Here is a 22,060-nt window from a genome sequence, read left to right on the forward strand (position 1 = left end):
TTGCGCGGGTCGTGAGGGGAACCTTCAGGGACTCAGAGTCCCTGAAGGTTCCCCTCACGGAATGTCGTCAGCGGGTGGTGGGGCGGCGAGGGGGTTCGCAGCAGGCGACTGCGCAGGGGGCGCCGTTGACGGTGCAGCCAGCCGCAGGGAACTGTGAGAGTTTTCGCGCGGGGGCGTCCGTTAGGTGTTCGCGGATCAGTTCGACGACCATTTCCGCGAACCTTGGGTCCGAGTCCGGTGTTGCGGCGCGGGCGAAGGCCATGCCGTGTTCTGCGGCTCGGTCTGCGGCTTCGTTGTCCAGGTCCCAGATCACCTCGAGGTGGTCTGCGACGAAGCCGATCGGGCTCACCACTACCGAAGCCACGCCTTGGGCGTGCAGGGCGTCGATGTGGTCGACGATGTCCGGTTCCAGCCACGGGATCTGCGGTGGGCCGGACCGGGATTGCCAGACGACGTCGTACTCGGCGATTCCGGCTTCGGCGGCCACCAGGCGGGCGGCTTCGGCGATCTGGCTCGAGTAGCGGCGGCCGCCCTCGGAAGGCGGGCCGGAGGCCAGGTCGGCGCTTTCCGGGATCGAGTGGGCGGTGAAGACCGTGCGCGTGCCGGGGCGGTCGCCGAGTTTCGCGTGGGCCGCGCGGACTGCGTCGGCGATCGTCGCGATGAACAGCGGGTGGTCGAAGAATTGGCGCAGCTTGACCAACTCCGGCGCGCCATCGCCGACGGCGGCGCGGGCTCGTTCGATGTCCTCGTCGTACTGGCGGCACGCGGAGTAGCCGCCGTACGCGCTCGTCGGGAACACCAAAGCGCGGCGGACGCCCGCGTCCTTCATTCCGGCCAGCGTGTCTTCGACCATCGGCGTCCAGTTGCGGTTGCCGAAGTGCACCGGAAGTTCGATGTTCTCGGCCGCCAACTGCTTCTCGACCGCAGCGATCGCCGCCCGGTTCAGCCGGTTGATCGGCGAGACCCCGCCGAAATGCTGGTAATGCTCGGCGACCTCAAGCAACCGCTCCCGCGGCACGCCCCGGCCCCTGGTGACGTTCTCCAGGAACGGCATCACCTCGTCGGGCCCCTCCGGACCGCCGAACGAAAGCCATAGCAACGCGTCGTAACCCACGGTGCTTCATCCTGCCCCTGTGGCCCTCCACACGCCTCGGCGACCCAGTTATGTACCGGTCTATCTAAAATGTGCTAGCGTGATCAGCATGCCGAGGCCACGCGAATTCGACGAGACCGAAGCGCTCGAAGGCGCCATGAACGCCTTCTGGGCGCGCGGATACGAATCCACGTCGACCGAGGAACTGTGCGCCGCCACCGGGCTAGGGCGCAGCAGCATCTACAACACGTTCACCAGCAAGCACGAACTCTTCCGCCGCGTACTAGACCACTACTCGCACCGCGGCATCCGACTGCGAGAAACCCTGCTCGACAACGCCCCCGACGGACTAGGCGCCATCCGCCTGCTCCTAACCTCCACAATCGAAGACGAACTAGAAAACGGCAGACGCGGCTGTCTGATGGTCAACGCCATCGCCGAATTCGGCACCACCGACCCAGAAGTCGCCGCGCAGGTGAACGCAGACACCGAAGCACACCTGTCAGCGTTGACCCACTTCGCCCGCACCGGCCAGGCAGACGGCAGCATCACCCGCGACCGAGACGCCACCGAAATCGCGAACTTCATCCACGCCACCATCTCCGGAATCCGCACAATGTCCCGCCGCGGAGCAGAACAAAAAGCACTGACCTCAGTAGCAGAACTAGCGACGAGCGCAGTCTCCCGCCGCTAACCCGCTACCCGCAGCCCGCAGCCGGACACGCCCAATGTGGCATCCGATGCATCCCACGCACCCAATGCCACATTGGGTGCATCTGACGCACCCAATGCCACATTGGGGCGCTAGCCCCACTCAACAAACCGCAGCCGACGCACCCAACAATCGAGGCACCCAGCCCCTCCCCCGCACCCCGATACGAAGCGTCCCTGCGGTCTGAAGGTGCTTGTCAAGGCATCTTTCCCGCCTTGACAAGCACCTTCAGACCGTCAGCACAATCAAGCTTCGGGGTGCCCCACGCAACCACCACGGCAATGTCGCCGCCAGGCGACGAGCCGAACCCCAATTTTGTACTACCGATTCCAGAAAGAGACCCCCGTGCCCCCAGCCGTCTTCGTACTAGGCCTAAGCATCTTCGCCCTAGGCACCTCCGAATTCATGATCACTGGCCTCCTCCCCGGAATGGCCGCCGACCTCGGCGTAACCATCCCAGACGCAGGCCTCCTGATCTCCGCCTTCGCCGTAGGCATGGTCATCGGCGCCCCGCTGCTGGCAGTAGGCACAATCCGCCTCCCCCGCCGAACCACCCTCCTAGCCCTACTCATCGTCTTCAGCGCCTCCCACGTAATAGGCGCAATCGCCGACGGCTACGCCATCCTCTTCGCCACCCGCATCATCAGCGCAGTAGCCTGCGCCGGCTTCTGGGCCGTAGCCGCCGCAACCACCGTCAACCTCGTCCCGGAAGCCCGACGCGGACAAGCCCTCGCAGTCCTAGTCGGCGGCCTAACAGTCGCCAACGTCGTGGGCGTCCCAGCAGGCACTCTGCTCGGACAGCACGCAGGCTGGCGAAGCGCATTCTGGGCAGTAGCCGCACTAACCGTCATCGCCGCCATCGCAGTACTACTGTCGGTCCCCCACACCGCCAAGGAAACCGAAGCTCCACGAATCGCCGAAGAACTACGCGTCTTCCGCCGCAGCCGCCTATGGCTCGCACTAGGCGTGATCGCACTGCTGCAGGCAATGGTCTTCGCGACGTTCAGCTACCTAGCTCCCCTGCTGGTCTCCGTCGCAGGACTCCCCGAATCCGCCGTGCCGGTGGTGCTAGCGCTCTTCGGCGGCGGCGCAGTAATCGGCATCTTCGCCGGCGGCAAACTCGCTGACACGTATCCGTTCGCGACGCTTTACGGCAGCCTAGCCATCGCCGTAGCCGCTCTAGTCGCACTCGCCTTCGCCACCGACGCCGTAGTCGCAGTAGCCGCCGTCTTAGTCCTCGGCGCAGCCGGGTTCGCGGCGAACCCAGCGCTCAACGTCCGTGCCTACGCCGCGGCAGGCGGCACCTCGACACTCGTCGGCGCGAGCACGACATCCGCGTTCAATGTCGGCAACACCGTGGGCCCGTGGCTGGGCGGAACGACGATCAGCGCCGGGCTCGGCTTCTCGAGCGTGGCATGGGTGAGCGTCGCGCTCGGAGCACTCGCGTTGGCGGCCCTGACCTTCGCACTGCGCTTGCACCACCGCGACACCGCACCGCAACTGGTGACGGCGTAAAAGAAAACGGCCCCGCGGGAATGTTCCCGCGGGGCCGTTCCTGCAACAAGCTCAGATCCCGAGCGCGTGCACCCCACCGTCGACCATGATCATCGACCCGGTGGTAGCCGGCAGCCAATCCGACAGCACAGCGCACACAGTCTTGGCAGTAGGCTCCGGATCCGCGGAATCCCAGCCGAGCGGCGCACGGTCGCCCCACCCGGCCTCGAGCTCGCCGAAACCGGGAATGGACTTGGCGGCCATCGTCTTCATCGGACCCGCGCTGACCAGGTTGACCCGGATGCCCCGCGGGCCGAGTTCCTTGGCCAGGTACCGGTTCACCGACTCCAGCGCGGCCTTCGCGACGCCCATCCAGTTGTAGACCGGCCACGCGACGCGCGCGTCGAAGTCCATGCCGACGATCGACGCGCCGGAGCTGAGCAGCGGCAACGTCGCCACCGCGAGCGACTTGAACGAGAACGCCGAGACGTCCACCGCGACCTTGACGTCGTCGCTGGGAGCGTCCAGGAACGGCGCGCCGAGGCAGCTCTGCGGCGCGAAGCCGATCGAGTGCAGCACGCCGTCGAGGCCGTCGACGTGCTCGCGGACCCGGTCGGCGAGCGAGTCGAGGTGCTCCTGGTTCGTGACGTCCAGTTCGAGCACCGGGGCGGGCTCGGGCAGCCGCTTGGCGATGCGCTCCACGAGCGACAAGCGCCCGAAGCCGGTGAGCACGACCTTCGCGCCCTCCTGCTGGGCGATGCGGGCCGCGTGGAACGCGAGCGAGGCGTCGGTGATGACGCCGGTGATCAGCAGCCGCTTGCCTTCGAGCAATCCGGGCAACACGTCCTCCAGGTCGTGGGTGTTCTTCTCGGGAAGGTCAGTGTCCGAGGCCGAGGCCGCCGTCGACGGGCAGCACCGCGCCGTTGACGTAGCCCGCCTCGTCCGAGGACAGGTACCGCACGGCGGCGGCGATCTCGGCCGGTTCGGCGTAGCGGCCGGACGGGACGCTGGCGAGGATCTCCTTGCGCCGGTCCTCGGGCAGCTTGTCGGTCATGTCGGTGTGCACGAAGCCCGGCGCGACCACGTTCGCGGTGATGTTGCGCGAGCCCAGCTCCCGCGCGAGCGAACGCGCGAAGCCGACCAGGCCCGCCTTCGACGCGGCGTAGTTCGCCTGCCCGGCCGAGCCGGAGAGGCCCACCACGGACGAGATGAACACGAACCGGCCCCAGCGGGCGCGCAGCATGCCGCGCGAGGCCCGCTTGGCGACGCGGAACGCCCCGGTGAGGTTCGCGTTGAGCACCCGCTCGAACTGCTCCTCCGACATCCGCATGAGCAGGGTGTCGTCGGTGAGCCCGGCGTTGGACACCAGGACCTCGACCGGCCCCTGGTGCTCCTCCACGAGCTTGAACGCCGTGTCCACCTGCTCGGCGTCGGTGACGTCGGCCCGCACGCCGAAAAGCCCCTCCGGCGCGCCGGACCCGCGGTGCGTCACCGCGACCCGGTGGCCCTGCTCGGCGAGGTCCCGGGCGATCGCCAGCCCGATGCCCCGGTTGCCGCCGGTGACCAAGACCGACCGTCCCACTGCGTTCTCCTCGTCGTCTAAGCGGTTGCGCCCGCCTGAGGCTATCGGCTGCGCTGACCGGCGGCGCACCCGGCACTCCCGTCCTAAGCGACGGTAAGGAACCGCGCCTCGACCTTGATGGTTACTCCCCGGTTGGTCACCGTGAGTCGCGACACAGGAGGTCAAGGATGACTACCCGGATCCAGGACGCCGGCTCGGCGCGGGACGAGCGGCGCGTGGTCGGCAACGTGCTGCGCGGCTCGATCGGAAATCTCGTCGAGTGGTACGACTGGTACGCCTATTCGGCGTTCACCGTCTACTTCGCGAAGGCGTTCTTCCCCGGCGGCGATGCCACGGCGCAGTTCCTCAACACCGCGGCGGTGTTCGCCGTCGGATTCCTCATGCGCCCGCTCGGGGGCTGGCTGCTCGGCCGGTTCGCCGACCGCTACGGCCGCCGGTCCGCGCTCGTGCTCTCAGTTTCGATGATGGCGTGCGGTTCGCTGCTCATCGCGGTGACCCCGGCGTACTCGGCGATCGGCATCGCGGCCCCGATCCTGCTGGTGTTCTCGCGGCTGCTGCAAGGGCTTTCGGTCGGCGGCGAGTACTCCACCTCGGCGACGTATCTGTCCGAAGTGGCCACTCCCGGCAAGCGCGGGTTCTACTCCAGCTTCCAGTACGTGACCCTCGTCGGCGGGCAGCTGCTCGCGCTCGGTCTGCAGCTGATCCTGCAGAGCGTGCTCACCGACAAGCAGATGGGCGACTGGGGCTGGCGGATCGCGTTCGTGGTCGGCGCGCTCGCGGCGGTGATCGTGATGGCGCTGCGGCGGTCGATGGACGAGTCCGAGAGCTACCAGCGGGTCAAGGAAAATACTGCGAACGCGGCAGGTAAAGACAACGAGCGCGGCACGCTGCGTCAGCTCGTCAAGTACCCGCGGGAGATCCTGCTCGTCGTCGGCCTGACGCTCGGCGGCACGGTCGCGTTCTACACCTACGCCACCTACACGCAGAAGTTCCTGGAGAACACCGCGCACATCCCGCGGCGCACGGTCACCGTGATCATGTTCCTGGCCCTGCTGGTCTTCGCGATCCTGCAGCCGCTGGCCGGGAAGCTGTCGGACAAGATCGGCCGGCGGAAGCTGCTGATGTTCTTCGGCATCGCGGGCACCCTGCTGACCGTGCCGATCATGACCCTGATGGCGCGCACCAGCCAGCCGTTCCTCGCGTTCCTGCTGCTGCTCGGCGCGCTGGTGATCGTGACCGGCTACACCTCGATCAACGCGATCGTGAAGGCGGAGCTGTTCCCGACGCGGATCCGCGCGATCGGCGTCGGCCTCCCGTATGCGCTTACCGTCGCGATCTTCGGCGGGACCGCCGAGCTGATCGCGCAGGCGCTGAAGAAGGCCGGTCACGAATCGCTCTTCTTCTGGTACGTCGCGGGCTGCGTCCTCGTGTCGCTGATCGTGTACGCGACAATGCGGGAAACTTCGCGTTCGTCCGCTCTCGAGCGCGGCGAGGACTGATCAGGAGGACGGCCGTGCGCGTGCTGCTCGTCGAGGACGACACCGGGGTCGCCCGGGCACTCGCCGAAACGCTGCACGCGCACGGCCACCCGGTCACCGCGGTCGGCCGCGGGTCGGACGCCCTCACCCGGCACCGGGACGCGGACCTGCTGCTGCTCGACCTCGGCCTGCCGGATCTCGACGGGCTGGACGTGCTGCGCAAGATCCGCCAGGTCTCGCCGGTTCCGGTGATCGTGCTGACCGCGCGCGACGACGAGCGTTCGGTGGTCCGTGCACTGCGCTTCGGTGCGGACGACTATCTGGCGAAACCCGTCCGGATGGCCGAATTGCTGGCCCGGATGGACGCCGTGGCGCGGCGGGCAAGCAACTCCTCCCCAGCTCCGAAAGACCCGGTCGTGCACGTCGAGGACGTCGAGATCGACCTCGGCGCGCGCCGGGTCGTGGTCGACGGCCGGGACATCGGGCTGACCACGAAGGAATTCGCGGTACTGGCGGTGCTCGCCGCCCGGCCCGGCACCGCGGTGAGCCGGCAGCAGCTGATGGACGAGGTGTGGGGCGACGCGTACCTCGCTGTCTCGCGCTCGCTCGATGTCCACATGACGCAGCTGCGCGCGAAACTCGACCGGCCCGGCCTGCTCACCACGATCCGCGGCTTCGGCTACCGGCTCGGCCGGAGCTGATCGGTGCGCACTCGCCTGCTGGCCGTTCTCGTCACGCTCGCGCTCGCCGTCGTGGCGGCGTTCGCGGTGCCGTTGCTGTCCGCGACGGCCGATCAGCGGACGCAGCAGCTGGTGATTTCGCGCAGCAGCGACGTCGACCGCTTCGTGGTGCTCGCGCAACAGGCGGTCGATTCCGGCGACGCGACGGCGCTGAACGCCGACGCGCGAGTGTATTCGTCGTTATACAGCGAAGGCGTGCTGATCGTCGACGCGCAGCGGCAGCCGCTCGTCGAGACCGGTGGCCTGACCAGCAGCGATCCCGCCGCGCGGGCCGTTATCGAGGCGACTCTGCGGAACGAGCCGGAAGCGCCGGTCGAGCGGATCCGGCCGTGGTCGGACGCTCCGGTGCTCTTCGCCCGCCCGGTCGGCACCGGGACGCGAGTGTCCGGGGTGGTCCTGCTGCGGGCTTCGGTGACCGCTGCGGCGGCGGACGTCGGAGCCGCGTGGAGCGCCATCGCGGCCGGGGCGATGGTGGTCGCGGCGTTGTTCGTGCTGCTGGCGGTTCTGCTGTCGCGGTGGATGGTGCGACCGCTGGTGGAGCTGGAAACCGGCGTGCTGGCAGTGGCGGGCGGGCGACGGGCGCAGGTGCCAGAACGGTCCGGGCCGCGCGAGCTTCGGTCGCTCGCGGCGTCGGTGAACCGGATGTCCGACGCCGTCGAGGAGTCGGCGAACCAGCAGCAGCGGCTCGTCGCGGACACCTCGCATCAGCTGCGCAACCCGATGGCCGCGCTGCGCCTCCGGCTCGACCTGCTCGGCACCGAGGTCGAAAACCGCCCGGCTTACGACGCCACGGTCGCGGAAGTCGAACGGCTGGAACGGATTCTCGACGGCCTGCTCGCCCTCGCCACCGCGGAAAGCACCGCGACCCGGCTGGCCGCGCGCGCCGACGACGAGCCCGCTGACCTGGCCGCTGTCGTGGCGGAACGGGTCGACGCGTGGCGGTTGTCCGCCGACGAAGCAGGCGCGACCCTCGTGCCGTGCGCCGGCCACACCGAGCCGCTGCTGGTGCGCACACCGGAAAGCGAACTCGCGCAGATTCTCGACGTATTGCTGGACAACGCCGTCCACCACGCCGGTCAGGGAGCCACCATCACCGCCGCTTGGGAGTCCACTTCGGACACTGTCACGCTGATCGTCACCGACGACGGCCCCGGCCTCCCGCCGGAGGATCTCGCCCGCGCCACCGAACGATTCTGGCGCGCCGGCGGCGACGGCGCTCCGCGCGGAACCGGCCTCGGGCTCGCCATCGCGCGTGAGCAAACCCGTGCCCGGGGCGGGATTCTGGAGCTGCGCTCGGTCGAACCGCACGGCCTCCAAGTCCGGATCACGCTGCCCGCCGAGGCGACGCCATGACCGTCACCCGCCGCGCCGCGCTCCTGGGCAGCCTCGCACTCGCACTCGCCGCCTGCGACGACACCTACCGCGGCCCGGAGCGGCAGATCACCATCGCGTCCGGCGAACCCGGCGGCTTCTACCTGGCCTTCGCCGAGGTGCTGGCCGCCGAACTGTCGCGCGCCGAACCGCGGCTGCACTGCAGCGCGATCCCCACCGAGGCGAGCGTCGAGAACGTCCAACGGGTCAGCGACGGCACCGCCGACTTCGGCCTGACACTCGCCGACGTGGCGCAATCCGCGATCACCGGCGGCACGCCGTTCGGGAAACCCGTTCCGCTGCAAGCACTCGGCCGCGTCTACGAGAACTACCTGCAGCTGGTCGTCCGCGCGGAAGACCACCTCACCGACCTCCGCGCGCTCGCCGGACGCCCCGTCTCGGTCGGCGCGAGCCGCTCCGGCGCCGCGCAACTGGGCGAACGGGTCTTCGCCGCGAACGGCGTCCCGGTCCAGGCACAGCACCTGCCGTTGAACGACGCGGTCGCCGCCCTGCACGACCGCCGGATCGACGCGTTCCTGTGGTCCGGCGGGATCCCGACGCCCGCGCTCGCCGACCTCAACCGCACGACGCCGCTCGCCCTGCTTCCGCTGACGTCGGTGCTACCCCAGCTGCGGAAGGCGTACGGGCCGCTGTACGAGCAGGTGCAAGTGCCTGCTGGGGCGTACCGCGGGGTGGGTTCGCTGCCGACGATCGGCGTCGCGAACCTGCTGGTCTGCTCGCCGAAGCTGCCGTTCGACGTGGCTGCGGCGGTGGTGCGGGTGCTTGTCGAGCGCGCCGCCGAACTCGTGCCCGCGCAGGCCGTCGGGACACAGTTCCTGGACGTCCGCACGCTCATCGGCACCCAGCCCGTCCCGCTGCACCGCGGTGCCGCCGACACCTACCGCGCACTGCACGGGTGATCGCTAGATTGGTCGGGTGACCGAACGCCGACCTCTCGCCGAAATGCCCCTCCGCGTGCGCTACCACGAATGCGATGCGCAGGGCATCGTCTTCAACGCGCACTACCTGGCCTACGCGGACATGGCGGCGTTCGAGGTCGAGAGAGCGCTCTTCGGCTCCCACGACGCGCTGCTCGCGACCGGGGTCGACGTGGTGGTCGCCGAGTCGAACCTGCGGTACTTCGCGCCGTGCCGTTTCGACGACGAGCTGGTCGTCGCGGTGTATCTCGTGCACCTGGGCACCACGTCGATGCAGTTCGAGCTGGAAGTCCGCCGCGGCGACACGGTGACGACCGAGATCCGGCTGCGGTACGTGTTCGTCGACACCGAGAACTACCGCAAGGCCGAACCGCCGCCGGAGGTGCGCGGGGCCTACGCGCAGTACCTCCCCGAGGCGGCGTGATGTTCCGAGTGCTCTTCTACCGCCCCGAAATCCCGCCCAACACCGGCAACGCCATCCGGCTCGCCGCGAACACCGGGTGCGAGCTGCATCTGGTGGAGCCGCTGGGATTCACCTTGGAGGACAAGCAGCTTCGCCGCGCCGGGCTCGATTACCACGACCTCGCGCGGGTCCATGTGCATGCTGATCTGGCTGCCGCGTGGGAAGCCTTGCTGCCGGCGAAGGTGTATGCGTTCAGTGCTACCGCGACGCGGCTTTACACCGAGGTGTCTTACGCGCCTGGGGATGTGCTGATGTTCGGGCCGGAGTCCGCCGGGTTGCCGGACGAGGTTCAGCACGCGCCGGAGGTCACTGACCGGCTGCGGTTGCCGATGCTGCCGAACAACCGGTCGCTGAACCTGGCCAACACAGCCGCCATCGCCGTCTACGAGGGGTGGCGCCAGAACGGCTTCGCCACGCCGTGAAGGGCTCCTTGAGGGAATCTGATTCCCTCAAGGAGCCCTTCACGGACTTACGGAAGTCTCTGGCCGAACACCAGCGCAGTCGCGGCTCCAGCCATCAGGATGATCGTGCCCAGCACCACCCACGGCTTGCTCGCGTCCGCGTTCTTCAGCTCGTACCCGATCTGCTCGCCCAAGTCGGCGTACACGCGTTTCAGCTCGTCCGCGCTCGCCGCCTTGTAGAACTCGCCTCCGGACAGCCGGGCGATCTCGCGCAGCGATTCGTCGTCCACGCGGACGTCCTGCTGCTTGCCCTCGATGTCCACCGACCCGTGCTCGGTGCCGAACGAGATCGACGAGATCGGCATCTGCGCCTGCTTCGCCGCCTGCGCCGCCGTGTACGCGCCGCGCGGGGCGTACAGGTCTTCCGGCACCGTCTGCTTGCCGTCGCTCATCAGCACGATTCGCGCGGGCGGAGGGCCGTCCGCGCCGCCGACTACCGCCGAGAAGCTCTGGATCGACTGCATCGCCGCGTAGATGCCCTCGCCGGTGGCGGTGGACTGGGCGAGCTTCAGGTTGTCGATCGCCTTCGACACGCCTGCCCGATCCGTGGTCGGGTTGACGAGCACGGTCGCGGTTCCGGCGAACGAGATCAGGCCCAGATTGACGCCCGGCGTCATGTTCTGCGCGAACTGTTTCGCCGCGTCCTGCGCCGCCTTCAGCCGCGTCGGGGCGACGTCGGTGGCTTCCATCGACAGCGACACGTCGATCACCAGCATGACCGTCGCCCGGTTGCGCGGCACCTTCTGCTCGGCCGTCGGCCCTGCCAGCGAAACCGTCAGGAACAGCAGCGACAGCACGATCAGCACCGCGGGCACGTGCCGGATCCAGCCCTGCGCTTTGGGCGCGACCTTCTCCAGCAGCTCGAGGTTCGCGAACCGCATCACCCGGCGGCGGCGCTGCCGCTGCGACAGCACGTACGCGCCAGCCACCGCGGCGACCGCGAGCAGCAGCAGGAACCACCACGGCGAACTGAAACCGGCGAGGCTCATGCCGTCGCCTCCTTACTGGTTGCCCGGGCGGTCGCGTGAAGGGCGGTCATGCGACACCCCCGGACCAGCGACGCTTGCGGGCGACCACGAACCGCACCATGTCCGCGATCCAGTCCGAATCCGTGCGCAGCACCAGATGCGCGGCCCCGGCCCGGCGCAAACCGGACGCGACCGCCTGCCGGTGCGCGTTCGCCGCCGCGCCGAATTCCTTGCGCAGCAACGCCGAAGCGTGCACCTCGCGCTGCCGTCCGGTCTCCGGGTCCGCCAGCACGACAGTGCCGACCTCCGGCAGGTCCACGTCGCGCGGGTCGACGATCTCGATGGCGATCAGCTCGTGCCTTCCACCGAGCGCGCGCAACGGGCGCTCCCAATCCAGCGGGCCGAGGAAGTCTGAAATCGCCACCGCCAAGCCGCGCCGGCGCGGAGGACGTCGCAACTGTTCCAGCGCACCAGCGAAATCACCCCGGACGCCCTCGGCGGCCCGAGGCGTTTCGGCCAGCCGCCGGACGAGCCCGCGGGCATGCGGAAGCCCGCCGCGCGCCGGAAGCCGGGTGGTGCCTTCGCCGTTGGACACGAGCGCGCCGATCCGGTTTCCGCCGCCGCCGGTCAGGTGCGCGACCGCTGCGGTCGCGCAGACCACCAGGTCGCGCTTCTCGCACAGCGCGGTGCCGAAGTCGAGGCTCGCCGACATGTCCGCGACGACCCACGTCTCCAGCTCGCGGTCCGCCACCGTTTCGCGGATGTGCGGCGTCGTCGTGCGCGCGGTGACCGCCCAGTCCATCCGGCGCACGTCGTCGCCCGGCTGGTACGGCCGCGCCTCGCCGGGCTCCGAACCCGGGCCCGGAACGAGACCGAGGTGGTTGCCCTGGAGCAAACCGTCGAGGCGGCGGCGCACTTCGAGTTCGAGGGTCCGCAGTCCCGCTTCCATCCGGTCGCCGCGCAGGACCGGCGGCGCCCAGCCGGGACGTCCGCCCGGATCTTTCTCAGAGGTGCCAGCCACGCCGCTACCTGACGGGCGCGCCCGCCGGCACCGGGCCGGCGCCGCCCTGCGGCCGGGCCGAAACCTGCGGCAGCGGCACGGTCTGCAGCACGCGGGTGACGATGTGGTCCACCGGCACGCCGTCGGCCAGCGCGTCGTAGGACAGCACGAGCCGGTGGCGCAGCACGTCCGGCACGACGTCGACGACGTCCTGCGGGAGCACGTAGTCCCGGCCGCGCACGAGCGCCAGCGCCCGCGCCGCGGCGATGATGCCGAGGCTCGCGCGCGGCGAGGCGCCGTAGGACACCCAGCCCGCGACGTCGGACAGCCCGTGGTCGTTCGGGGTGCGCGTGGTGAGCACCAGCCGCACGACGTAGTCGACCAGCGCGTGGTGCACGAACACCTGCGACGCGACGCCCTGCAGCCGGACCAGCTCGGCCGGGCTCAGCACCTCGTGCGGCTCCGGCGGCGTGACGCCCATCCGGTAGATGATCTCGCGCTCCTCCTCCGCGGAGGGGTACTCGACGAGGATCTTGAACAGGAACCGGTCGCGCTGGGCTTCCGGCAGCGGGTACACGCCCTCGTTCTCGATCGGGTTCTGCGTGGCCAGCACGAGGAACGGATCGGGCATCGGGAAGGTCTTGCCGCCGATCGACACGTGCCGCTCGGCCATCACCTCCAGCATCGCCGACTGCACCTTCGCCGGAGCGCGGTTGATCTCGTCGGCGAGCACGAAGTTCGCGACGACCGGGCCCAGCTCGACGTCGAAGCGCTCGGCGCCCTGGCGGTAGATGCGCGTGCCGAGGATGTCGGCGGGCACCAGGTCGGGGGTGAACTGCACGCGGGAGAACGAACCGCCCACGACGCGCGCGAACGTCTCGACCGCGAGCGTCTTCGCGACCCCGGGCACGCCTTCGAGCAGCAGGTGCCCCTTCGCCAGCAGCCCGACGAGCATGCGCTCCACCAGCCGGTCCTGTCCGACGATGACGCGCTTCACCTCGAACACGGTGCGTTCCAGCAGCTGGGCGTCCCGCGCCGGGGTGCCGGGCTGCTGCCCGTTCGCTCCCTCGGCGAAGCCGGGCTCGGTCACTCTTCCTCCAGGGGTTTCCGCGTCTGCGTGCTCGCCCGCGACCCTACTGGGTCGAGAACTTCCCGCGACGGTAGCCAATCGCATCGCCGGTGTGACAGCTGTGAAGCCCCTGTCAGCGATGCTTTTCCAGGTCCTCCGGCGTGTCGATGTCGTCGCTCTCGCCGGGCTCGGCGGCGACTTCCGCGATGCGCAACCCGCCGAGCGTCCGGCGCAGCGACGCGTTCTCCGGATGCTCTGGCATCGCCTCGCGCAACGCGGCGGCGCGCCAAGCGCTCACCAGCCATTGCCGCTCCCCCGCTGCGTCAACGAGGACGCCGCCGTCTGCTGTGCCCACAGTGGACCTCAGCCGGTCCACTGTGGAGCGGCGGATCCCCGGCAGGTCAGCGGCGAGCAGCACGACGATCTCGGCGTCCCCTGCTGCCTCCAGCCCCGCGGCCAGCGCGGCGACCGGCCCCGCGCCAGGGACCGCTTCACGGGTCCAGACGACGTCGTATCCCGGTCGCCGCGGCCCGCACACTACGACCGGATCCGCCCCGGCCAGCGCCTCGACCGCCCGGCCCAGCAAGGACATCCCGCCGACCCGCAGCTCCGGTTTGTCCACTCCGGACAGCCGGCGCGCGGACCCGCCGGCGAGCACGATCCCCGCGAACCGGGGGCGTTCAGTCATGGTCTCAGGGTGCCCGCCGCCGGAAAGAGGAAGCGGCGGGGGGTGGGTGCTCGGCTCTCCGCCGCGAAAACCCGCGCGCGCCTCAGCGACGCTCGGGTTAGGTTGCTGACGTGCCCGACGCCGCGCGGCTGCTCGCCGCCTACGACCGCGAAGTCCGCCAAGCCGAGCTGACGCAGGCCGAACCCGGACAACAGCTGACTCTCGACGGCCCGCTCGCCCGCCTCACCGGCGGCCGCCGCGGTTTCGTCTCCGGCCCGCCCGACCTCGGCGTGACCGGCGCCGCGCTCGACGAGCTGATCGCCCGCCAGCGCGCGTTTTTCGCCGCCCGCGGCGAGGAGTTCGAATGGAAAACCCGCGGCCACGACCGTCCCGCGGACCTTCCCGAACGCTTGCTGGCGGCCGGATTCGTCCCGGAGGAGACTGAAACCGTCCTGATCGCGCCGCTGGACGATGTCGCCGCCTCGGCCCCGCCGTCCGCCGACATCGTCGTGCGCGAGGCCGGCGGCCACGACGACCTGCTGCGCATCGCGACGCTCTCGGCGACGGTGTTCGGGCACGACGAGGCCGCCGTCGCCGCGGACTTGCTCGCGCGGGCCCGCGCCGATTCCGGGACCACCACGCACGTCGTCGCCGAAGCGGACGGCCGGTTCGTGGCCGCGTCCCGGCTGGAACTGGTGCCCGGCACCGGATTCGCCGGGCTCTGGGGCGGCGCGACGCTGCCCGAATGGCGCGGACGAGGCCTGTACCGCGCGCTCGTGGCGCACCGGGTCGGCGCGGCGCGGGCTCGCGGAGTGGACTACCTGCAGGTCGACGCGCTGCCTACCAGCCGCCCGATCCTTGAACGGCTGGGCTTCACCGCAGTCACCGAAACGACGCCTTACGTGTGGAGCCCGCTCAGCCGATGAGGCGCGTCGCGTACGGCATGATCCCGCCGTACCGGACCGAAACCACGCGCACGTACGAACCCGACTGCGGGGCTTCGACCATCTGCCCGTTGCCCAGGTACAGGGCGACGTGGTGGATGCCGCCCGAACCGCCCCAGAAGAGCATGTCGCCGCGGCGCATCTGCGACAGCGGCACCCGGCGGCCCGAGGTGTACTGGTAGCCGCTGAAGTGCGGCAGGCCCTGCACGCCGGCGAAGGCGTAGATCATCAGGCCGGAGCAGTCGAAGCCGATCTTGCGGTAGTCGCCGTACTGGTCGGCCACGCCGCCGTCGCGGATGCCGCGGGTCGGGCCGCTGCCGTTGCCGCCGCCCCACGCGTACGGCATGCCCACCTTGGACAGCGCCCGCGCGATCACGGCTTCGATCGAGCTTCCCGCCGCCGGGGACGGACGGCCGCGGCTTCCGCCGCCGTTGTCGTCCCCGCCGTCGTCGTTGTTGTTGGCCGCCGCGGCTGCCCGCAGCGCCGCCTGCCGCGCGCGCTCCTCGTCCTCGCGCTGCTTCTGCGCGACCCAGTCCTGGTAGCGCTGGCGCTGCCCCTGCAGGCCGTTGACCTTCGCCTGCGCGGCGTACAGCTGCTGCTCGACGGAGTTCTTGTTGGCTTCCAGCTGCGTGTTCTGCGCGGCCTGGGCCTGCTGCGCGGACACGGCGGCGGACTGCGCGGAGTCCGCGGCGCCCTTCGCCTGGGTGGCCGCGTCCTGCTTCTGCTGCGCGAGCTCCAGCGCCTTGCGCGCGGCGGAGTCCTTGTTGGCCTTGTCGGTCTGGGCCTGCTGGAGCCGGTCCATCGCGTTGATCCGCGAGCCGCCGATGGCGTTGAGCAGCTGGGCGCGGGCGAGCAGGTCCTTCGGGCTGTCCGACGTCAGGTACGCCGAGACCGACCCGATCGTGCTGCCCTGCTCGAAGCTGGCGGCGGCGAACTTCTTCGCGTCCGCGCGGGCCTTCTCGATCGCGCCGACCGCCGCGTCCGCCTCCTGGCGCGCGGACTTCGCGTCGTTCTGCGCCTGGGTGGCCTCGTCCTGCGCGGTCTGCAGGTCGACCAGGGCCTTCATCGCCTGTTCCTGCTTCAGCTCGACGTCGTCCTGCAGCGAGCTGAGCTTCTGCTCGGCCTGCGCGAGCTGGTTGGTGAGCCGCCCGACCTCGCCCGCTTTCGCGTTGGCGTCGCCCTTGGCCGAATCGATCGAGGAGTCGCTCGGGTTCGGCGGCGGAGGGGGAACCGCGAGCCCGGTGCTGGTCGCGCCGAGCAGCGCGACCAGGGCGACCGTCGTCACCGTCAGGCCGCGCCGGGCTCCGGCGCCGCGCGCCGGCGCACCCGCCGTCCCGGACCGTCCCCGCCTGGCCATCACGCCCCGCCACCTCCGCTCGCTGGCCGCCCGCGCGCCGTTTCGGACAAGCACGGACACACCGCGTACCACTGCAGTCACACCACTATCACAAGCAACAGGAAGAACTTACACACCGCGGAGATCATTTCCCCTGTTCGGGGGACCTGGCGGAGCGGCGTGTCCGGATGGCGCACGTCACTCCGCGTGTCGTCTTGAACGAAATACAGGACACGCGTACTGTTTGGGGCGACGGACGAGGTGTGCCCTCCCGGTTCCGGTTCTACGGTGGGGGTGCGCAACACTCGCCTGGGTCGACCCGACGACCCGGAGAACGACACCGAACTGACCCGGGAGGACACGCCGGCGGCGGCGTGGAATCCATGCCACTGGAGTTAGACGTGACTGCACCTAGCAAGGACAGCTTCGGCGCCAAGGACACCTTGCAGGTGGAAGAGAACTCGTACGAGATCTTCCGCCTGGACAAGGTCGAAGGCGCCGCCCGGCTGCCCTACAGCCTGAAGATCCTCCTCGAGAACCTGCTGCGCACCGAGGACGGCGCGAACATCACCGCCGACCACATCCGCGCGCTCGGCGGCTGGGATCCGAACGCGGACCCGTCGATCGAGATCCAGTTCACGCCCGCCCGGGTGATCATGCAGGACTTCACCGGCGTGCCCTGCGTGGTCGACCTGGCCACCATGCGCGAGGCCGTGACCGCGCTCGGCGGCGACCCGGACAAGGTCAACCCGCTCGCCCCGGCCGAGATGGTCATCGACCACTCGGTGATCATCGACGTGTTCGGCCGCGCGGACGCCTTCGAGCGCAACGTGGAGATCGAGTACGAGCGCAACCGCGAGCGCTACCAGTTCCTGCGCTGGGGCCAGGGCGCCTTCGACGAGTTCAAGGTCGTCCCGCCGGGCACCGGCATCGTGCACCAGGTCAACATCGAGCACCTGGCCCGCACCGTGATGGCCCGGAACGGCCAGGCCTACCCCGACTCCTGCGTCGGCACCGACTCGCACACCACCATGGTCAACGGCCTCGGCGTGCTGGGCTGGGGCGTCGGCGGCATCGAGGCCGAGGCGGCCATGCTGGGCCAGCCGGTCTCCATGCTGATCCCGCGCGTCGTCGGCTTCAAGCTGACCGGCGAGATCCCGGCCGGCGTCACCGCGACCGACGTCGTCCTCACGATCACCGAGATGCTGCGCCGCCACGGCGTGGTCGGCAAGTTCGTCGAGTTCTACGGCGAGAGCGTCGCGCAGGTGCCGCTGGCCAACCGCGCCACCATCGGCAACATGAGCCCGGAGTTCGGCTCCACCGCGGCGATCTTCCCGATCGACGACGAGACCGTCCGCTACCTCAAGCTCACCGGCCGCTCGGCCGAGCAGGTCGCGCTGGTCGAGGCGTACGCCAAGGAGCAGGGCCTCTGGCACGACCCGGCGCACGAGGCGCAGTACTCGGAGTACCTCGAGCTGGACCTGTCGACGGTCGTGCCGTCGATCGCCGGCCCGAAGCGCCCGCAGGACCGCATCGAGCTGACCGACGCGAAGTCCTCGTTCCGCAAGTCGGTGCACGACTACGCCGAGGACGAGCAGCCCACCCCGCACACCAACGTCGACGAGACCGTCGAGGAGACCTTCCCGGCCTCCGACCCGGCCGCGCTGTCGTTCAAGGACGAGACCGCGGTGCCGGTGCAGTCCGCGGCGAACGGGGCCACCGGGCGCCCGACCAAGCCGGTCAAGGTGTCCACCGCCGACCGCGGCGAGTTCATCCTCGACCACGGCGCCGTGGTGATCGCCTCGATCACCTCGTGCACCAACACCTCCAACCCGTCGGTCATGCTGGGCGCGGCGCTGCTCGCGCGCAACGCGGTCGACAAGGGCCTGTCGGTCAAGCCGTGGGTCAAGACGTCGATGGCGCCGGGCTCGCAGGTCGTCACCGACTACTACACCAAGGCCAACCTCTGGCCGTACCTGGAGAAGCTGGGCTACCACCTGGTCGGCTACGGCTGCACCACCTGCATCGGCAACTCCGGCCCGCTCTCGGACGAGATCTCCGCGGCGATCCAGGAGAACGACCTCACCGCGGTCTCGGTGCTCTCGGGCAACCGGAACTTCGAGGGCCGGATCAACCCGGACGTCAAGATGAACTACCTGGCGTCCCCGCCGCTGGTCATCGCCTACGCGCTGGCCGGGACGATGGACTTCGACTTCGCGACCCAGCCGCTGGGCCAGGACACTGACGGCAACGACGTCTTCCTGAAGGACATCTGGCCGTCCGCGCAGGAGATCCAGGAGACCATCGACTACGCGATCACGCAGGAGATGTTCACCAAGGACTACGCCGACGTCTTCGACGGCGGCGAGCGCTGGAAGTCGCTGCCCACCCCGGAGGGCAAGACCTTCGAGTGGGACGCCGAGTCCACCTACGTCCGGAAGCCCCCGTACTTCGACGGCATGGCCGCCGAACCGGCCCCGGTGCAGGACATCTCGGGCGCCCGGGTGCTGGCGAAGCTGGGCGACTCGGTCACCACCGACCACATCTCCCCCGCCGGCGCCATCAAGGCGGGCACCCCGGCCGCGCAGTACCTGGTCGAGCACGGCATCGAGCGCAAGGACTTCAACTCCTACGGCTCGCGCCGCGGCAACCACGAGGTCATGATCCGCGGCACCTTCGCGAACATCCGGCTGCGCAACCAGCTGCTGGACGACGTACAGGGCGGCTACACCCGCGACTTCACGGTCGAGGGCGCCCCGCAGGCGTTCATCTACGACGCGGCCCAGAACTACGCGGCGGCGGGCACCCCGCTGGTCGTGCTGGGCGGCAAGGAGTACGGCTCCGGTTCGTCGCGCGACTGGGCGGCCAAGGGCACGTCGCTGCTGGGCGTGCGCGCGGTCATCACCGAGTCGTTCGAGCGCATCCACCGCTCCAACCTGATCGGCATGGGCGTCATCCCGCTGCAGTTCCCGGCGGGCGAGTCGGCGTCGTCGCTGAAGCTGGACGGCACCGAGACGTTCGACCTCGAGGGCATCACGAAGCTGAACGACGGCGAGACGCCGCGGACGGTGCACGTGACCGCCACGAAGGACGACGGCTCGAAGGTGGAGTTCGACGCGGTCGTCCGCATCGACACCCCGGGCGAGGCGGACTACTACCGCAACGGCGGCATCCTGCAGTACGTGCTGCGGAAGATGACTCAGTCCTGACGGCCTGATCTTGTTCGGAAGCCCGTTCCCGTTTTCCCGGGGGCGGGCTTCCGGCGTTTCGGGGGTCCGGAAAACAGTCCGGTGCCGCCAGCCCCGGCCGCTACGCTCGAAGGCGGGACCTTCGGAGGGGGCGACGATGACGGTCGGCACGGTGGCGCTCGGCGACGGCGAACTCGCTTACGAGGAACGAGGTTCCGGCCGCCCGGTGGTGTTCCTGCACGCGGGCGCGATGACCCGCGCTATGTGGGACCCGCAGTTCGCGCAGTTCGCCGAAGGTTTTCGCGTGATCCGGTACGACGGACGCGGCCACGGCGGGTCGACCAGTGCGGAATCCGCGTTCTCCCACCACGAGGACACCGCGAAACTCCTCGACGCGCTCGACGTCGAGCAGCCGGTGCTGGTCGGCTGTTCGTTCGGCAGCCGGGTGTTCGCGGACTTCGCGCTCGCATATCCGGATCGCGTCGGCGCGTTGGTCCTCTCCTCCCCCGGGCTCAGCGGGATGGAGTTCCACGATCCCTACATCCTGGGCCTCGAACGGGAGATGGCTTCGGCCACCAGCCGCGAGCAGGTGGTCGAATGCCTGCTCCGGTCGTGGGTCGACGGCCCGCACCGGAGCGCGGACGAGGTCGATCCGGCGGTACGGGAGGCGTGCCGCTCGATGGTGCGGGAGACCATCGCGCGCGAGCACTCCGCGCCGGTGACCGCCGAGGAACTCCGCGCGGTCGACCAGGTCGCCGAGATCCGGGTCCGCACGCTCGTGATCACCGGAGAACTCGACTCCTCCGACATCGTGCGGACCGCCGAACTGCTCGACCGCGAAGCACCCGGCACGCGCTGGATCCGCGTGCCGGACGCCGGGCACCCGGTCAACCTCGAACAACCCGAACAGTTCGGCGATCTGCTCGACGAATTCCTGCGCGGCTAACCCACCACCGCGCCCGTCTTCGGATCCAGTTTCAGCGGTTTCGCCTTCGGGTGCGAGAAGTCGAACATCCCGGTCAACGGCGCCGCCATCGCGTCGAAGGAGCCGCCGCCGATGCGGCCCAGGTGCCAGTTGTCCTCGATGAACCGCAGCACCGACGTCTGGTCCGTCATCGTGTGGTCGACGTGATTCACCTTGCTGTACGGCGAAATCACCAGCAGCGGCAGCCGCGGGCCGTAGCCGCACCGATCCGCGAAGCCGCCCAGCTTCACCGGTTTCGACGTGCACACCGAAGCGTCCTGGGCCGAATCGTGCGAGCCGTTGAGGATCTTCGGCGCGACGTGGTCGTACCAGCCGTCCGAATCGTCGTACGCCAGCACGATCGCGGTGTTCTTCCACTGCGGCGACGCCTGGATCCGGTTGATCTCGTCGGCCACGAAAGCCTGCTCGTCCAACGGATCCGAGTAGCCAGCGTGCCCGTCCTGGTACTCCGGTGCCTTCAGGAAACTCACCGCAGGCATGGTGCCCGCGGCGAGTGCGTCGTTGAAGTCGCGGACGTCGTACTGGTGGTTCGCCTGGTCTTGCTGGCCCACTGCGTGCAGCGAGGACGGCGGAAGGTGCTTGCGGTTCGCGGTCGACTGGTAGTACTGGAACGGTTCGTGGTGCGGGCTGTAGTCGACGGACGCCTGGCCGCCCACGTTCGGGTGTTTCGTCCCGCAGACGGCGTACCCGTTCGCCTCGCCGGTGGGCCGGAAGCCGCCCTCGAACCAGCCCCACGTGACGCCGCGCGCGTTCAGCAGGTCGCCGACGTTGCGGCCCTGGAACGCGCCGAGGTTGTCCTTAGCGGTGTGGTTCTTGTCCGAGCAGTCGTCGAACGCCGGGTCCGGGTCGGTGATCATCGTGCCGACGCCGCGGGAGTCCGGCGAGGCCGCGGTGTGCGGGTCGACCTTCGGCTCGCCGGTGACCGAATCCACCGGCTGCAGGCCGTGCGTCTGGCCGGAGACGAGGTTGATCGCGCCGGGGCTGGACGGGCCGAAGACGGTGTTGAAGGAGTTGTCGTTCAGCGCGTAATGCTGGGCGTAGTTCCACATCGCGGTGACGGTGTTGCCGTCGAAGTAGTTCATCACCAGGCCGGGCTCGCCGAACAGCACGGGCTGGCCGGTGCACTTGTCCTTCTCGGTGTACTCGACGAACTTGTCCATCTTGCCGCCGTTGAACGCGGCCTGTTCCTTCTTGTAGTCGTGCGCCTGGTCGCAGGTGAGCGCCTGGTCCGGGCTGAGCCGCTTCGGGTTGTAGGCGTTCGGGTTGTGCTGCAGCAGGTCCGGGGTGAGGCCGTTGACCTTCGGGGTGCCGGGCGCGGCGTGGAACGGGGTGCCGTTTTCGTTGGTGGCGTTCGGATACGTGCCGAAGTAATGGTCGAAGGAGATGTTCTCGCCGAAGATCACCACGACGTTCTTGACCGGCGTCGACGTCGTGAACGTCTCGGCGGCGATCGCGTGCGCCGGCGCCGAGGTCGACGCCGCGCTGCTCGCGCACGCCGCGGCCAGCGCCGCGGTCGCCGCCAGCGCGGCCGCCGCGGTGGCCCGCTTCCTGGTCCGCTTCACTGCAGAACT

At 69.6% G+C, this 22,060-nt stretch carries 20 protein-coding genes; 11 read left to right on the top strand and 9 right to left on the bottom strand.

The genetic code is table 11. The features are described 5' to 3' along the window. Positions 1–67: 67 nt before the first annotated feature. On the bottom strand, positions 68–1,114 hold the full coding sequence (locus ACFXI3_RS02445; protein ID WP_378397575.1) for a ferrochelatase: 1,047 nt from the start codon (positions 1,112–1,114) through the stop codon (positions 68–70). Between the two features lie 88 nt (positions 1,115–1,202). Here ACFXI3_RS02445 and ACFXI3_RS02450 point away from each other — a divergent pair, with 88 nt between their 5' ends. Both ACFXI3_RS02450 and ACFXI3_RS02455 read left to right on the top strand, forming a co-directional pair. Continuing rightward, complete coding sequence (locus tag ACFXI3_RS02450; protein ID WP_378397817.1) at positions 1,203–1,787, top strand: TetR/AcrR family transcriptional regulator; 585 nt, start codon at positions 1,203–1,205, stop codon at positions 1,785–1,787. A 363-nt stretch (positions 1,788–2,150) separates the two neighbouring features. Continuing rightward, positions 2,151–3,320 carry a Cmx/CmrA family chloramphenicol efflux MFS transporter gene (locus tag ACFXI3_RS02455; protein WP_378397576.1) on the top strand — a complete coding sequence of 390 codons (1,170 nt, stop codon included), beginning with the start codon at positions 2,151–2,153 and terminating at the stop codon, positions 3,318–3,320. Between the two features lie 51 nt (positions 3,321–3,371). Here the strand turns inward: ACFXI3_RS02455 and fabI are convergent, their stop codons facing one another. Both fabI and ACFXI3_RS02465 read right to left on the bottom strand, forming a co-directional pair. Then, positions 3,372–4,139: an enoyl-ACP reductase FabI gene (gene fabI / locus ACFXI3_RS02460; RefSeq protein WP_344274082.1), complete on the bottom strand. Its 768-nt coding sequence runs from the start codon at positions 4,137–4,139 to the stop codon at positions 3,372–3,374. A gap of 37 nt (positions 4,140–4,176) precedes the next feature. Next, positions 4,177–4,881 (bottom strand): beta-ketoacyl-ACP reductase, encoded by a 705-nt coding sequence (locus tag ACFXI3_RS02465; RefSeq protein ID WP_344274079.1) that lies wholly within the window; start codon positions 4,879–4,881, stop codon positions 4,177–4,179. A gap of 167 nt (positions 4,882–5,048) precedes the next feature. Here ACFXI3_RS02465 and ACFXI3_RS02470 point away from each other — a divergent pair, with 167 nt between their 5' ends. The 6 genes from ACFXI3_RS02470 to ACFXI3_RS02495 are packed head-to-tail and all read left to right on the top strand — an operon-like array spanning position 5,049 to position 10,293. Beyond that, entirely contained in the window at positions 5,049–6,380 is a 1,332-nt protein-coding gene (locus ACFXI3_RS02470; RefSeq protein ID WP_378397577.1) for an MFS transporter, read from the top strand. A 14-nt stretch (positions 6,381–6,394) separates the two neighbouring features. Next, a complete protein-coding gene (locus ACFXI3_RS02475) occupies positions 6,395–7,060 on the top strand; it encodes a response regulator transcription factor (RefSeq protein WP_378397578.1) in 666 nt (221 codons plus the stop codon). 3 nt (positions 7,061–7,063) lie between these two features. After that, positions 7,064–8,452 carry a sensor histidine kinase gene (locus tag ACFXI3_RS02480; RefSeq protein WP_378397580.1) on the top strand — a complete coding sequence of 463 codons (1,389 nt, stop codon included), beginning with the start codon at positions 7,064–7,066 and terminating at the stop codon, positions 8,450–8,452. Next, complete coding sequence (locus tag ACFXI3_RS02485) at positions 8,449–9,390, top strand: TAXI family TRAP transporter solute-binding subunit (RefSeq protein ID WP_378397582.1); 942 nt, start codon at positions 8,449–8,451, stop codon at positions 9,388–9,390. The genes ACFXI3_RS02480 and ACFXI3_RS02485 overlap by 4 nt, the downstream gene beginning before the upstream one ends. Before the next feature lie 16 nt (positions 9,391–9,406). Continuing rightward, on the top strand, positions 9,407–9,832 hold the full coding sequence (locus tag ACFXI3_RS02490; RefSeq protein WP_344274064.1) for a thioesterase family protein: 426 nt from the start codon (positions 9,407–9,409) through the stop codon (positions 9,830–9,832). Continuing rightward, complete coding sequence (locus ACFXI3_RS02495) at positions 9,832–10,293, top strand: tRNA (cytidine(34)-2'-O)-methyltransferase (RefSeq protein ID WP_378397583.1); 462 nt, start codon at positions 9,832–9,834, stop codon at positions 10,291–10,293. The genes ACFXI3_RS02490 and ACFXI3_RS02495 overlap by 1 nt, the downstream gene beginning before the upstream one ends. A gap of 47 nt (positions 10,294–10,340) precedes the next feature. On the opposite strand, the gene ACFXI3_RS02500 is transcribed toward ACFXI3_RS02495, so the two are convergent. The 4 genes from ACFXI3_RS02500 to ACFXI3_RS02515 all read right to left on the bottom strand — a co-directional run bounded on the left by ACFXI3_RS02500 (position 10,341) and on the right by ACFXI3_RS02515 (position 14,057). Beyond that, positions 10,341–11,321 (bottom strand): VWA domain-containing protein, encoded by a 981-nt coding sequence (locus ACFXI3_RS02500; protein WP_116206855.1) that lies wholly within the window; start codon positions 11,319–11,321, stop codon positions 10,341–10,343. Between the two features lie 46 nt (positions 11,322–11,367). Continuing rightward, the gene (locus tag ACFXI3_RS02505) at positions 11,368–12,249 is read right to left on the bottom strand and encodes a DUF58 domain-containing protein (protein ID WP_344274505.1); all 882 of its coding nucleotides are present in this window, start codon (positions 12,247–12,249) and stop codon (positions 11,368–11,370) included. A gap of 76 nt (positions 12,250–12,325) precedes the next feature. Continuing rightward, a complete protein-coding gene (locus ACFXI3_RS02510) occupies positions 12,326–13,390 on the bottom strand; it encodes a MoxR family ATPase (RefSeq protein ID WP_037806526.1) in 1,065 nt (354 codons plus the stop codon). A gap of 112 nt (positions 13,391–13,502) precedes the next feature. Then, positions 13,503–14,057 carry a molybdenum cofactor guanylyltransferase gene (locus tag ACFXI3_RS02515; RefSeq protein WP_378397585.1) on the bottom strand — a complete coding sequence of 185 codons (555 nt, stop codon included), beginning with the start codon at positions 14,055–14,057 and terminating at the stop codon, positions 13,503–13,505. 110 nt (positions 14,058–14,167) lie between these two features. Between ACFXI3_RS02515 and ACFXI3_RS02520 the strand changes: the two genes are divergently transcribed. Continuing rightward, positions 14,168–14,962: a GNAT family N-acetyltransferase gene (locus ACFXI3_RS02520; RefSeq protein ID WP_378397587.1), complete on the top strand. Its 795-nt coding sequence runs from the start codon at positions 14,168–14,170 to the stop codon at positions 14,960–14,962. Here ACFXI3_RS02520 and ACFXI3_RS02525 read toward each other — a convergent pair. Continuing rightward, entirely contained in the window at positions 14,952–16,337 is a 1,386-nt protein-coding gene (locus ACFXI3_RS02525) for an NlpC/P60 family protein (RefSeq protein WP_378397588.1), read from the bottom strand. The two genes, ACFXI3_RS02520 and ACFXI3_RS02525, sit on opposite strands and share 11 nt — an antisense overlap. 362 nt (positions 16,338–16,699) lie before the next feature. Between ACFXI3_RS02525 and acnA the strand changes: the two genes are divergently transcribed. Next, on the top strand, positions 16,700–19,525 hold the full coding sequence (gene acnA, locus ACFXI3_RS02530; RefSeq protein ID WP_378397589.1) for an aconitate hydratase AcnA: 2,826 nt from the start codon (positions 16,700–16,702) through the stop codon (positions 19,523–19,525). A gap of 136 nt (positions 19,526–19,661) precedes the next feature. Then, on the top strand, positions 19,662–20,450 hold the full coding sequence (locus ACFXI3_RS02535) for an alpha/beta fold hydrolase (RefSeq protein WP_378397590.1): 789 nt from the start codon (positions 19,662–19,664) through the stop codon (positions 20,448–20,450). On the opposite strand, the gene ACFXI3_RS02540 is transcribed toward ACFXI3_RS02535, so the two are convergent. Further along, entirely contained in the window at positions 20,447–22,051 is a 1,605-nt protein-coding gene (locus ACFXI3_RS02540; protein ID WP_378397591.1) for a phospholipase C, read from the bottom strand. The two genes, ACFXI3_RS02535 and ACFXI3_RS02540, sit on opposite strands and share 4 nt — an antisense overlap. Between the last annotated feature and the right edge of the window lie 9 nt (positions 22,052–22,060).

Source organism: Amycolatopsis sp. NPDC059235 (assembly GCF_042754125.1).
Lineage (GTDB): Bacteria > Actinomycetota > Actinomycetes > Mycobacteriales > Pseudonocardiaceae > Amycolatopsis > Amycolatopsis albidoflava.

Coding starts and splice junctions, on each gene's coding strand:
- ACFXI3_RS02505 (WP_344274505.1), bottom strand. CDS start 12,249: ATGGAAGCGGGACTGCGGACCCTCGAACTCGAAGTGCGCCGCCGCCTC.
- ACFXI3_RS02485 (WP_378397582.1), top strand. CDS start 8,449: ATGACCGTCACCCGCCGCGCCGCGCTCCTGGGCAGCCTCGCACTCGCA.
- ACFXI3_RS02515 (WP_378397585.1), bottom strand. CDS start 14,057: ATGACTGAACGCCCCCGGTTCGCGGGGATCGTGCTCGCCGGCGGGTCC.
- ACFXI3_RS02525 (WP_378397588.1), bottom strand. CDS start 16,337: ATGGCCAGGCGGGGACGGTCCGGGACGGCGGGTGCGCCGGCGCGCGGC.
- acnA (WP_378397589.1), top strand. CDS start 16,700: ATGCCACTGGAGTTAGACGTGACTGCACCTAGCAAGGACAGCTTCGGC.
- ACFXI3_RS02495 (WP_378397583.1), top strand. CDS start 9,832: ATGTTCCGAGTGCTCTTCTACCGCCCCGAAATCCCGCCCAACACCGGC.
- ACFXI3_RS02500 (WP_116206855.1), bottom strand. CDS start 11,321: ATGAGCCTCGCCGGTTTCAGTTCGCCGTGGTGGTTCCTGCTGCTGCTC.
- ACFXI3_RS02450 (WP_378397817.1), top strand. CDS start 1,203: ATGCCGAGGCCACGCGAATTCGACGAGACCGAAGCGCTCGAAGGCGCC.
- ACFXI3_RS02470 (WP_378397577.1), top strand. CDS start 5,049: ATGACTACCCGGATCCAGGACGCCGGCTCGGCGCGGGACGAGCGGCGC.
- ACFXI3_RS02535 (WP_378397590.1), top strand. CDS start 19,662: ATGACGGTCGGCACGGTGGCGCTCGGCGACGGCGAACTCGCTTACGAG.